11 protein-coding genes are annotated in these 11,836 nt (G+C 43.9%); 9 read left to right on the forward strand and 2 right to left on the reverse strand.

Features of this window, described 5'->3' with window-relative positions:
- Both DXD12_RS15445 and DXD12_RS14760 read left to right on the forward strand, forming a co-directional pair.
- The coding region (locus DXD12_RS15445) for a hypothetical protein (RefSeq protein WP_207665269.1) at positions 1-237 on the forward strand (237 nt) is incomplete at its 5' end.
- Positions 215-1,696 (forward strand): IS1182 family transposase, encoded by a 1,482-nt coding sequence (locus DXD12_RS14760; RefSeq protein WP_118629994.1) that lies wholly within the window; start codon positions 215-217, stop codon positions 1,694-1,696. The genes DXD12_RS15445 and DXD12_RS14760, both read left to right, overlap by 23 nt.
- A gap of 79 nt (positions 1,697-1,775) precedes the next feature.
- Here the strand turns inward: DXD12_RS14760 and DXD12_RS14765 are convergent, their stop codons facing one another.
- Positions 1,776-2,534 (reverse strand): GntR family transcriptional regulator, encoded by a 759-nt coding sequence (locus DXD12_RS14765; protein ID WP_118629992.1) that lies wholly within the window; start codon positions 2,532-2,534, stop codon positions 1,776-1,778.
- A gap of 2 nt (positions 2,535-2,536) precedes the next feature.
- Positions 2,537-3,574, reverse strand: a complete 1,038-nt coding sequence (locus tag DXD12_RS14770) for a DegT/DnrJ/EryC1/StrS aminotransferase (protein WP_118570840.1) — start codon at positions 3,572-3,574, stop codon at positions 2,537-2,539.
- Positions 3,575-3,977: 403 nt separating this feature from the next.
- On the opposite strand from DXD12_RS14770, the gene DXD12_RS14775 reads away from it, so the two are divergent.
- The 7 genes from DXD12_RS14775 to DXD12_RS14805 all read left to right on the forward strand — a co-directional run bounded on the left by DXD12_RS14775 (position 3,978) and on the right by DXD12_RS14805 (position 11,422).
- Positions 3,978-4,928 carry an ABC transporter permease gene (locus tag DXD12_RS14775; RefSeq protein ID WP_118629990.1) on the forward strand — a complete coding sequence of 317 codons (951 nt, stop codon included), beginning with the start codon at positions 3,978-3,980 and terminating at the stop codon, positions 4,926-4,928.
- Positions 4,929-4,933: 5 nt separating this feature from the next.
- The gene (locus DXD12_RS14780; protein WP_118570838.1) at positions 4,934-5,851 is read left to right on the forward strand and encodes an ABC transporter permease; all 918 of its coding nucleotides are present in this window, start codon (positions 4,934-4,936) and stop codon (positions 5,849-5,851) included.
- Positions 5,852-5,881: 30 nt separating this feature from the next.
- Positions 5,882-6,850: an ABC transporter ATP-binding protein gene (locus DXD12_RS14785; protein WP_118570837.1), complete on the forward strand. Its 969-nt coding sequence runs from the start codon at positions 5,882-5,884 to the stop codon at positions 6,848-6,850.
- A 14-nt stretch (positions 6,851-6,864) separates the two neighbouring features.
- A complete protein-coding gene (locus tag DXD12_RS14790) occupies positions 6,865-7,842 on the forward strand; it encodes an oligopeptide/dipeptide ABC transporter ATP-binding protein (RefSeq protein WP_118570836.1) in 978 nt (325 codons plus the stop codon).
- Between the two features lie 93 nt (positions 7,843-7,935).
- On the forward strand, positions 7,936-9,489 hold the full coding sequence (locus DXD12_RS14795) for an ABC transporter substrate-binding protein (RefSeq protein ID WP_118570835.1): 1,554 nt from the start codon (positions 7,936-7,938) through the stop codon (positions 9,487-9,489).
- Positions 9,490-9,571: 82 nt separating this feature from the next.
- Positions 9,572-10,333 carry a creatininase family protein gene (locus DXD12_RS14800; RefSeq protein ID WP_118629996.1) on the forward strand — a complete coding sequence of 254 codons (762 nt, stop codon included), beginning with the start codon at positions 9,572-9,574 and terminating at the stop codon, positions 10,331-10,333.
- A gap of 12 nt (positions 10,334-10,345) precedes the next feature.
- Positions 10,346-11,422: a M42 family peptidase gene (locus DXD12_RS14805; protein ID WP_118570834.1), complete on the forward strand. Its 1,077-nt coding sequence runs from the start codon at positions 10,346-10,348 to the stop codon at positions 11,420-11,422.
- The last annotated feature ends 414 nt before the right edge of the window (positions 11,423-11,836 follow it).

Below are 11,836 nucleotides of genomic sequence, written 5' to 3' on the forward strand. Positions count from 1 at the left end.
TCAGCTTGGCTAGAGCGCCTGGTTTGGGATCAGGAGATCGCAGGTTCGAGTCCCGTCGCGCGCTCTTTTTTATTTTTAGGCAGTAAAAAAGCGGTGTTGGATATCAAATCCAGCACCGCTTCAGACTGTAGACAAAGCCCTGCTTTTGCAGGGTTTTGCTATTGTTGGAACCGCTTTTCTGATATAATAAATATCAGAAGGGCGGTGTTTTTTTATGATGACGAAAAATGCAGATAAAAAAAGAGAACAAATGATGATGTTTTCCATGGATGACATGGTACCTCAAAACCATATGCTGCGATTAATTGATAGGGCAATCAATTGGAATTTTATTTATGATCTGGTTGAAGAAAAATACTGTCCGGATAACGGCCGTCCCAGTATGGATCCCGTCATGCTGATAAAGATACCATTCATTCAGTATCTCTATGGGATAAAAAGCATGCGTCAGACCATGAAAGAGATTGAGGTAAACGTTGCATACCGCTGGTTTCTCGGACTAGACATGTTAGATCCAGTACCTCATTTTTCTACATTTGGAAAGAATTATACCCGCCGTTTCAAAGATACAGACCTTTTTGAGCAGATCTTTTCAAAGATTTTGGAAGATTGTATGAAATATAAGCTTGTAAATACAGAACAGATCTTCGTGGATGCAACACATGTAAAAGCCTGTGCAAACAGTAAAAAAATGCGTAAGCGGGTTGCACACGAACAGGCTCTCTGGTATGAAGAGGAATTAAATAAAGAGATTGAAAAAGATCGTCTGGCACATGGAAAAAAGCCATTGAAGAAAAAAGATGATAACCAGCCACCTGCGTCCGGTGGAACCGGAAATGATAAGGATTCTATATCTGAAGAACTTCCTGAAGATGTGAAAACACAAAAATGCAGCATCAGCGATCCGGAAAGTGGATGGTTTCGAAAGGGTGAACATAAACACGTTTTTGCATATGCTGTAGAAACTGCCTGTGATAAACATGGCTGGATCCTTGGATATACAGTACATCCTGGTAATGAGCATGACAGTCGTACTTTTAAGGCATTATACGATAAGATATCTAAACTGAATCCGCAGATGGTAGTTGCAGATGCAGGATATAAAACTCCGGCAATCGCCCATCAGCTGTTGGAAGATGGAATTCAACCACTTTTTCCGTATACCCGTCCCAAGACCCAAGAAGGCTTTTTCGGAAAACACGAATTCGCATATGATGAATACTATGATTGTTATATATGTCCGGGAGCACATATATTGACATACAGTACAACAAACAGAAGTGGATATAAAGAGTATAAAAGCTGCGGTGAACATTGTGCTGAATGCCAATATCTTTCAAAATGCACAGAAAGTAAGGATCATGTAAAAATGATCACACGTCATGTATGGGAAGAATATATGGAAGTGGCAGAAGACATTCGGCACACGATAGGAAACAGACAGATCTATCAGTTAAGAAAAGAAACCATAGAGAGGATATTCGGTACAGCGAAAGAACAGCATGGATTTCGATATACGCAATATGTAGGAAAGGCACGGATGGAGATGAAAGCCGGGCTTACCTTTGCATGCATGAATCTGAAAAAACTGGCAAAGATTCTGGAAAAACGAGGCTGGAATACAGCCACTTTTTTATATTTTGAGCTAAGAACAAGAATAAAATCAAAATTTAAAGAAAAATGGTACTGGGCATAACACCCAGCACCAAGATTCTCTACAGTCTGAAGCGGTGTTGGATATCAAATCCAGCACCGCTTTTTTATAATGAATCAAATCAAAAGTTTTGTTCTTTCATAAGTGAAAGTCTGTACACACGTCTGCTAGTTCCTTCATAATGTTGGTCCAAAAGAGCACAGGCGGTCTGGAGATCATTATTCCGGATGGCTTCCAACAGGCATTGGTGTGTCCATACTGCAGCACCTCCGTTATGGGAGAGGCTTGGATCCGTGTTGTTTGATTCTAAGCATTTGGCATTCTGAAGCGTTTCAGCATCTCCGCTTAATTGTCCGAAGCGATTGGCATTTTGAACCGAGAGGAACATGGCACCATTCAGTGGGCTTAGAAGCTCCCACATTTTTGTCAGTCGATTAAGCTGGGCAGAGCGGATGATCTGCTGGTGAAATGTCTCATCGGCATGAACGGCCTTCATGGTATTACCTGCAAGAATAGCCTTTCGGAATTCTTCGATGCTGGCTTCCATTATCATGAGATCATAATCACTGAGACGGCAATTGCTTTTCTGAATCGCCAGCTTTTCAAGGCTGCCGCGTAAAAAAAAGACTTCATAGGCATCTTGTGGAGAAAGCAGTGCGACTGTGCAGCCCTTGTTCGGGCAATAGTCAACAAGCCCTTCGACGGCAAGCTGCCGGAGCGCTTCGCGCACAGGACCTCGGCTAAGTCCGAATTTCTGAGCAATTTCAGCCTCTATCAGTTTTTCTTGAGGCTGAAGGGTTCCATTGATAATCTGCTCTCGCAGAGATTCAAGAACAATTTCGGATGTAGTAGTATTGGATGCTTTTCGTTGTCCCTGCATATTTACCTCATAAAATTTTCAGAATAATCCCTTAAGACCTGCGCAACGTACTGCATATCAGAAGATGAGAAGCGTTGATCGCAGGGAAGAGATACTATGTGGTCATAAATGTATTGTACCGATGATTCTGGCTGAGGATGAACCAGCGGTCCAACCGGCCAGTAGACAGTCGAGCGAATCTGATGATCTGCCAGGTATTGCTGCAGTTCATCGCGCTTTTCGGCATACAGGCAGAAATGACTTGGAACGGAAGCCTCTGGAAGTTCAGGAAATACAGGCTGTATGCCGTGAAGAGGTGCTGTAAGCGCGTTTAAAAGCGCAGCATAGTTTTCACGTCTTGCATGACAGATTGAATCAAAATCTGCATGGCGCAGGATATACTCCGAATTCTCATCGCCTGCATAGCTGTCAAATATCTGGCGAAGGCGCAACTCACCCTCCCAGAAAATGTCGCCGTTACCCGTCTCAATCGACTCTTTGCGCTGCTTAAGGTGTGTTGCTTCTACCGGCAGAAGAGGTGTTTCAAAAGTTCCGTTTCTTTTGACAGCGAATCCACCACAGGCAACGCCCATCCATTTACGGAAGCTACCGGCAAAATAATCACAAAGTGGATCGATACCGTCAGCAGAAAGCATGGAGTGAGTTACATCCTCGAAAATCACAACTCCTTTATCTTTGCATGCTTTAACAAAATCATGGTCATAGTTACAGAATCCATAGTATCCGCAAAGAGATAAAACACTGATCTCATCGATGACTGCAGGGTCAAAAACGCTGTGCAAATCTTGGTCCAAGTCATAGAATTTCAGCTGATACCCGGCTTTCTCAAAAGGAGCAAGGACCGTCTCGCAGGTATACATAGGTACATATGCGACTTTACGTGTATCGTGCCGTGCAATATCCTGCAGGCAATAATAGATACCGCATCGTCCGGACATGGCAAATGCTAGATCATCCTTAGGTGAGCAGATACGTGAAAAATATCCGTTTTCGATAGGTTTACTTGGTTCGTAGTGGAACATACCGCCAATTTTTCGCATGTTTCATCTCCTCCTTACTAGTAGAAATGGGTTACACGGATGTTTTTTGTCCGTTAGCTGTAAGCTCATTATAGTGGATTGTTAACAAAATCGAAAGCATTATTTTCTGTGTGAAATGTCTGAAAAGTCACACGATAATATTTTTGATGATTTTCTTTCTTGACATCAATGCGAAAATGTATAATAGCAAATATTACGATTGCAGAAAATTATAAAATTAGTGTCAAGCGATAAAATATAGTGAAAATAAACAAAATTACAGACAATTTTTTGCTGTTAACAGCATGTGAGAATTGTTGACAATCTTATTGAAGCTAGATTATACTTGTTTTATTGAGAATGGCTAGAAGATTCTGCATTGTCAGAAAAGTCAATCATAAAGAGGAACAGGAGGTAAAACTATATGCACAAATACGTCCTCAAGCGCTTGCTTATGCTGATTCCGGTTATCCTTGGTGTCACATTTGTCGTGTTCTTTATTCTGAACTTGGCTCCAGGTGACCCGGCAGCTATTATCTTGGGGGATCAGGCAACCGCTGAAGCATTGGCAATGAAACGTGAGGAATTGGGATTGAATGATCCGATTTTCGTACGGTATTTTCACTACATGCGCGATTTGCTTCACGGTAGTCTTGGTGTTTCCTACAAAAACAGTATTCCTGTTTGGGACCAGGTAATCATGCGTCTGCCGAACACGGCAATCCTTGCAACTGCAGGTATTCTGGTTGCACTTTTGATCGGTATTCCGATCGGTATTATCTCAGCAAAGAAACAGTACTCTCTGCTGGATAATGTTTCCATGGTATTCGCCCTTATTGGTGTGTCTATGCCGAACTTCTGGTCAGGTTTATTGCTGGTTATGCTTTTTTCTCTGACACTTGGCTGGCTCCCATCTCAGGGTATGGCATCCGGCTTCGGGCCGATGCTGAAGAGCTTGATTCTGCCGGCGTTGACGCTGGGATTCAACTCAGCAGCGATGGTAGCACGAATGACAAGATCGTCTATGCTGGAGGTTATCCGTCAGGATTATATTTCAACCGCTCGTGCCAAAGGTGATGATGAGAGAACCATTACATTCCAGCACATGCTGAAAAATGCTTTGATTCCGATTATCACGGCAGTTGGTCTTCAGTTCGGAAACCTGCTCGGCGGTGCGATGCTTGCAGAAACAATTTTCTCATGGCCGGGTCTTGGACGACTGATGGTTGAATCAATTAAATCAAAGGATATTCCGATGGTTCTTGGATGTGTTATTTTCTTGGCAACGATGTTTACCTTAGTGAATTTGATGGTTGATATTATTTATGCCTTTGTTGATCCGCGAATCAAATCACTCTACAAGAAAGGACGGTGAGCCATATGCAGGAACAGAACAAACCGGTTAATAATCCGGCAGTCGAAGAAAAAAAGCAGCGCTCGCTGTGGCAGGAAGCATGGAGACGCTTCCGTAAGAACCGCATGGCAATGATTGGTCTTGCGTTTATTCTCTTACTTGTAATTATATCTGTTTCAACCCTTATTATTGATGCGGCAACGCACAATTCTATCTATAACGAATTCGTTGTAAAGCAGGATTTGGTGAATCGTCTGAAAGGTCCCAGTGCTAAGCACATTTTCGGTCAGGATGAATTTGGACGTGATATGCTGCTGCGTATGCTGTGGGGAGCACGCTACTCTCTGTTTACCGGAGGTATCGCGATTATCCTGGCGCTGTGTGCAGGTGGTATACTCGGTGCTGTTTCCGGTTATTATGGCGGTAAAACAGATACAATCATCATGCGTGTGATGGATATTCTGCTGGCAATTCCTTCGATGCTTCTTGCAACTGCAATTGTGGCTGCACTTGGCACAAGCATTTGGAATGTTATGATTGCAATTGCAATTGCATACATTCCGACATTTGCCCGTACCGTCCGAGCAGCAGTTCTGACAGTTAAAGATCAGGATTTCATTGAGGCAGCTCGTTCCATTGGCTGCGGTAATGGTACGATTATTTTTCAGTATATTATTCCTAACGCACTTGCACCGATTATCGTGCAGGCAACCCTTGGTCTTGCCGGCGCAATCTTATCGATAGCCGGTCTGTCGTTCCTTGGTTTAGGTATTCAGCCGCCAACACCGGAATGGGGAGCTATGCTGTCCAATGCACGTGTTTATATTCGCGATGCATGGCATGTGACTGTGATTCCGGGACTTGGAATCATGCTGACGATTCTTTCGTTAAACCTGATGGGTGACGGCCTTCGCGATGCGATGGATCCGAAACTTAAGAACTAATGAACGCAGTGCCATAAAGGAGGGATATATATGTCCGATATTTTGTTGGATGTTAAGAATTTAAATATCGTCTATTCTACATCAGATGGTGTGGTTTACGCACTGAACGATGCAAACCTGCAGATTAAGCGAGGTGAAACCCTTGGTCTGGTTGGTGAGACGGGTGCAGGAAAAACAACCCTTGCGCGTGGCATTATGCGCTTGATTCCACACCCGCCGGGAGAGATTCGTTCCGGTGAAATTATGTATGAAGATCAGGATATTCTGAAATTAACGGAAAAAGAGATGCGTCAGATGCGCGGTCGTCAGATTTCCATGATTTTCCAGGATCCTATGACATCTTTAAATCCGGTTATGCCTGTAGGCGATCAGATTCTGGAAGTTATTCGTAACCATCATCCGGAGCTTTCCAAGCAGGATGCTAAAAAGCAGGCAGGCGATATGCTGGAGATGGTTGGAATTCCTGCAGGACGCTACAATGATTTTCCGCATCAGTTTTCAGGTGGTATGAAGCAGCGAGTAATCATTGCAATTGCTCTGGCCTGCAATCCGCAGCTTTTGATTGCGGATGAGCCGACAACAGCTCTGGATGTTACTATCCAGGCCCAGGTTCTGGAAATGATTCGAAACCTGAAGCAGAAGAACAATACATCCATGCTGCTGATTACCCATGACCTGGGTGTTGTTGCACAGAACTGTGACAGTGTTGCAATTATATATGCAGGAGAAATCGTAGAATATGGAACGCTGTCTCAGGTATATGAAAATACTCTGCATCCATATACGGAAGGCCTGTTTGGTTCCATTCCGAATCTGGAGACAAACAGCCGTCGGCTGGCAGCCATTGATGGTATGATGCCGGATCCAACGATGCTTCCGAAGGGCTGCAAATTTGCTGACCGCTGCAAGTATGCGGAAGAACGGTGCCATGTAGAGAACCCGCAGCTTATGGAACTGGAAGACGGCCATAAGGTTCGTTGCTTCCGCTGCATGAAATAAAGGAGGTGAGAGATATGGCAGAACAGAATCATGAAATTCTGAGGGTTGAACACCTGAAAAAGTTTTTCCCTGTACCGAATGGTATGCTTCATGCCGTTGATGATATTAGCTTTACCATTGATGCCGGAAAAACACTGGGCGTTGTTGGTGAGTCTGGCTGTGGAAAGTCAACAATGGGACGTGCCATATTGCGTCTCCACGAGCCGACGGATGGCAAAGTGTATTTTGACCAGAAGGATATTCGGGCTCTGAATGATAAACAGATGAAGGATATGCGCCGCGATATGCAGATCATATTTCAGGATCCCTTTGCATCGCTAAATCCTCGTATGACAGTCAGTGAAGCAATTGCTGCACCGCTGCTTGTACAGAAGCTTTTTGATCGGAAAGATAAAGAAGGAATTCAGAAACGTGTACGCGAGATTATGGATATGGTAGGTTTGGCAGGCCGACTTATCAATACCTATCCTCATGAGCTTGACGGTGGCCGCCGTCAGCGTATCGGTATAGCCCGTGCATTAGCATTGGAACCGAAGTTTATTGTCTGTGACGAGCCGGTTTCGGCGCTGGATGTTTCTATTCAGGCACAGATTCTGAACCTGATGCAGGATCTGCAGGACAACCTTGGCTTGACATACCTGTTCATCACACATGACCTTTCGGTTGTTAAATATATTTCCGATGACATTCTGGTTATGTATCTGGGACAGATGGTTGAAAAAGCACCGTCCGATAAATTATTTAAACATCCGATGCATCCATATACACAGGCACTTTTATCAGCCATTCCGATTCCGGATCCAAAGGTTCCGATGAACCGTATTACAATGAAGGGTGAGATTACATCACCGATTAACCCGGAAAAAGGATGCCGGTTTGCAAAACGTTGTCCATATGCTACGGATGCATGCCGTCAGCAGGATATGGTTCTGACCGAACAGGAACCGGGACACTTTGTTACCTGCCTGCGTGTGCAGAGAGGTGAGATTTAACCTAAGTGTGTACATTGTCGCTGCGGTATTGGTATGTACCGCAGTGAATGTGGAATACGTTTTATAAAAACGAGGAAGACAGGAGGAAAATGTATGAAAAAAAATTTTAATCGTGCTATGTCGTTAGTGCTGGCAGCAGCTATGGCACTGTCACTGGCAGCTTGCGGCGGCAAACAGGGAAACAACGGAGCCGACAGTGGAACTGCTGACGGTTATAAGACCACTCTGACTTGGGCACAGGGCGCGGACGTTACCTCCCTTGACCCGCATCAGGGTAAGGAAACACCGGCTGTTCAGGTTAATACACAGATCTTTGATACGCTGGTTACAGTTGATCCAGAGACCAACGAAGTTGTTCCTCAGATTGCTGAAAGTTGGGAACAGACGGATGACCAGACTTATGTATTTAAAATTCGTGAGGGCATTAAGTTCCATGATGGAAGCGATCTGACAGCAGAAGATGTTAAATTCTCCCTTGACCGTGCACGTAATTCTGCAGCTGTTTCTTACATTGTTAACTTTATTGAAGAAGTTACAGTGGATGATGACCATACCGTAACGGTTAAGACAACTGCACCGTACGCACCAACACTTCGCAACCTTGCAATTCCATTTGCAGCAATTGTTCCGAAGGCAGTTGTGGAAGCAGATGAGAATGCATTTATTCTGAATCCGGTTGGTTCCGGCCCATATAAATTCGTTGAATGGAATCAGGGTGATCATGTGACACTGAAAGCATTTGATGATTATTATGCAGGAAAACCGGAAACAGAAAATCTGATTATGAAGGTTATCCCGGAAACTTCCCAGCGTACCATTGCTCTGGAAACCGGTGAAGTAGATCTGGCATATGATTTAGCTGTAAACGATATTCCGAAGGTTAACAGCGATGATAAACTTACGGTTTATGAGATTCCGTCTCTTACCTGCTGGTATGTATCCATGAACATGAACAAAAAGCCGTTTGATAATCCGAAGGTTCGCGAGGCTATGTCTATGGCTATCGACCGTCAGACTATTATTGATACAATCAATGCAGGCAGCGGACAGACAGCAGATTCGATTATTGCTCCGGCAGTATTTGGCTATTACTCAACAGGTGTTAAAGAATATAATCCGACAAAAGCAAAAGAATTACTTGCAGAGGCTGGATATCCGAATGGTTTCTCTACAACTCTGTGGGTTAACGATAACCAGTCCCGTATCGAGATGTGCCAGGCTATGCAGGCAATGCTCCTTGAAGTAGGTGTACAGTGCAACTTAGAAGTTCTCGAGTTTGGAAGCTTTATTTCCAGAACTACCGCCGGCGATCACGACTTAGCATATTTTGGTTGGACAACCTCCAGTGGAGATGCTGATTACTCATACTATTCTCTTGAACACTCAACTCAGCAGGGTGCTGCAGGTAACCGAAGCTTCCTTGCAGATCCGGATGTTGATAAGCTGATCGAAGAGGCTCGTTCCAACACAAATGAAGAGGAACGTAAAGAGCTTTATAAGGAACTTGCAATTAAATTAGATGAGATTAACAATAATATCCCGGTATACTACAGCTCCATCAACGTTGGTGCTAACAAGAAGGTTGAAGGATTCGTTATGGATGCCAATGGTTACCACAGCCTGGAGAAGGTTAAAGTAGCACAGTAATGAACGGATGTCGGACTATCCGGTTTCCGGATAGTCCGATTTTTCAGCAGAGAATAATTATTACATGAAAGGAAAGAAAATTATGAGATTAGCAAATCTGACCTGGCCGAAGGCCCAGGAATATTTTGAAAAAAATGATATGGTACTTGTTTCTATTGGAAGTATTGAGTGTCATGGCCGTCATATGCCACTTGGAACAGATACATTGATTCCGGAGCATTTGTTAGAGAAAATCGAGAAGAAGAGCGATGTTTTGATTGCTCCGACTATTCCGTATGGCGCTTGCCAGAGCTTAGCTCCGTATCCGGGTACCATTGATATTGACAATGAAGTGCTCTATCAGTTCTGCCGTCAGGTGTTCCTGAGTCTGTATCGTCACGGAGCCAGAAAATTCGTTTTCCTGAATGGACATGGCGGAAACATTAAGATGATTGAGCGCCTTGGCATGGAATTCGAAGACAAGGGTTGCTTGGTTGCTATGCTTAACTGGTGGCTGATGGCATGGGATATGAACCCGGCATGGAAAGGTGGCCACGGCGGCGGTGAAGAAACAGCGGCGATTCTTGGCATTGATCCGTCGTTAGTTGATAAGAGCGAGATCGGTGGTGAGCTTCAGTTCAAGCATCTGTCCGAAAACCTGAAGACAACCGGTTTCCGTTCCGTTGAGTACAAGGGAGTTACTGTTGAGATTCTTCGCAATACTCCGCATGTAACTGACAGCGGCTGGATTGGACCGGATCATCCGAGTACCGCTACAGAGGAGTGGGGCAAGGAGATGCTTGAGACCACAGCAAACTACATTGTTGATTTCATGGAAGAGTTCAAGAAAGTAAAACTTTCATAAAGAGGTATCAGAATGGATAAAAAAACGACGCTGGAAATGATTGCAGCAATTTCAAATGCAAACGGTACATCCGGTTTCGAAGATGAAGTGGTTGCAGCGATTCGCCCTTATGCAGAGGGACTCGGAGAAGTTACAGAAGATCGCATGCGCAACCTGTATATCCGCCGTAAAGAAAATAACGGCAAACGTCCGGTTGTTCAGCTTGACGCACATAGTGATGAGGTTGGTTTTATGGTGCAGGCCATCTGCCCGAACGGAACGCTTCGCATCATTCAGGTAGGAGGTTGGGTTAACCACAATATTCCGGCACATAAAGTCTGGGTTCGCAACCGATTCGGAGAATATATTCCGGGTCTTACTGCCAGTAAACCTCCGCATTTCATGACAGAGCAGGAGCGTAAAGCACCTCTGGATATGAAAGATATCACGGTAGATGTTGGCGCTGTTTCGAAAGAAGAGGCAGTTGAAAAGTTCGGCATTCGTATCGGTGAACCGGTAGTGCCGGATGTGACATTTACATACTCAGAAACTACAGATCTGATGGTGGGAAAAAGTTTTGACTGCCGTCTGGGATGTGCGGCAATTCTTAAGACAATGCATACACTGGCTGGTCAGGATCTGAATGTAGATATTGTTGGCGCTTGTGCAGCACAGGAAGAAGTTGGTGTGCGTGGTGCTACTGTGACAGCACAGGTAATTAAGCCGGATATCGCAATTGTTTTTGAGGGATGCCCGGCAGATGATACCTGCGTTGAGCCATATATGGTTCAGACAGCTATCAAACGTGGTCCGATGCTCCGCCACATTGATTCCCGCATGATCACCAATCCGCGTTATCAGAGATATGCGCTGGATCTGGCAGAAAAGCTTGGTATTCCGGTTCAGGATGCAGTTCGTAGTGCTGGCTCAACCAATGGTGCAGCGATACATCTGACTGAAAAAGCAGTCCCGGTTATTGTTATCGGAGTTCCGGTTCGCTATGCACATACACATTACGGAATTTCAGCCTATGCTGATTTTGATAACGCTGTTAAACTGGCATGCGAAATTCTCAAAAGACTTGACGAAGAGCAGATTATGAGTTTTTAAAAGAATATCAGATGTGAGATGACTTCTGCTTTAGGTGGTAGGTGTCAAATCGGTATTAACCGATAAAAGAAATTTTGGATTTTATGCAGAAACTGAGAGGATCAGAAACTGCATAAAATCCATTTTTTATTGAAACGAATAGTTAGAATATTCATGAAAGTCACAAAAAAATATGTTGAATAACAAATTTAGAAAAATGCTTGACTTTATGGGATTGCTCTGGTATTATAACACATGTCCTTGAGACAAGGGCAATCAATTCGAAAGACGGACATGAATGTAAAAATGTCTATATATCTTCTGGGTTGGAAAAGAATTAAAAAAATAAAAAAGTTGTTGACAAAGCCAATTATTTATGATAATATAAATGAGCTGTCGCTGAGATAACAACAAAGAACCTTGAAAACTGAACAG

The sequence above is a fragment of the Clostridium sp. TF11-13AC genome, assembly GCF_003481065.1.
In the GTDB taxonomy this organism is placed as follows: domain Bacteria; phylum Bacillota; class Clostridia; order Lachnospirales; family Lachnospiraceae; genus Otoolea; species Otoolea fessa.

Bases quoted from the DNA above. Each gene is read 5' to 3' on its own strand.
- DXD12_RS14760 (WP_118629994.1), top strand. From the start codon at position 215: ATGATGACGAAAAATGCAGATAAAAAAAGAGAACAAATGATGATGTTT.
- DXD12_RS14765 (WP_118629992.1), bottom strand. From the start codon at position 2,534: ATGCAGGGACAACGAAAAGCATCCAATACTACTACATCCGAAATTGTT.
- DXD12_RS14770 (WP_118570840.1), bottom strand. From the start codon at position 3,574: ATGCGAAAAATTGGCGGTATGTTCCACTACGAACCAAGTAAACCTATC.
- DXD12_RS14775 (WP_118629990.1), top strand. From the start codon at position 3,978: ATGCACAAATACGTCCTCAAGCGCTTGCTTATGCTGATTCCGGTTATC.
- DXD12_RS14780 (WP_118570838.1), top strand. From the start codon at position 4,934: ATGCAGGAACAGAACAAACCGGTTAATAATCCGGCAGTCGAAGAAAAA.
- DXD12_RS14785 (WP_118570837.1), top strand. From the start codon at position 5,882: ATGTCCGATATTTTGTTGGATGTTAAGAATTTAAATATCGTCTATTCT.
- DXD12_RS14790 (WP_118570836.1), top strand. From the start codon at position 6,865: ATGGCAGAACAGAATCATGAAATTCTGAGGGTTGAACACCTGAAAAAG.
- DXD12_RS14795 (WP_118570835.1), top strand. From the start codon at position 7,936: ATGAAAAAAAATTTTAATCGTGCTATGTCGTTAGTGCTGGCAGCAGCT.
- DXD12_RS14800 (WP_118629996.1), top strand. From the start codon at position 9,572: ATGAGATTAGCAAATCTGACCTGGCCGAAGGCCCAGGAATATTTTGAA.
- DXD12_RS14805 (WP_118570834.1), top strand. From the start codon at position 10,346: ATGGATAAAAAAACGACGCTGGAAATGATTGCAGCAATTTCAAATGCA.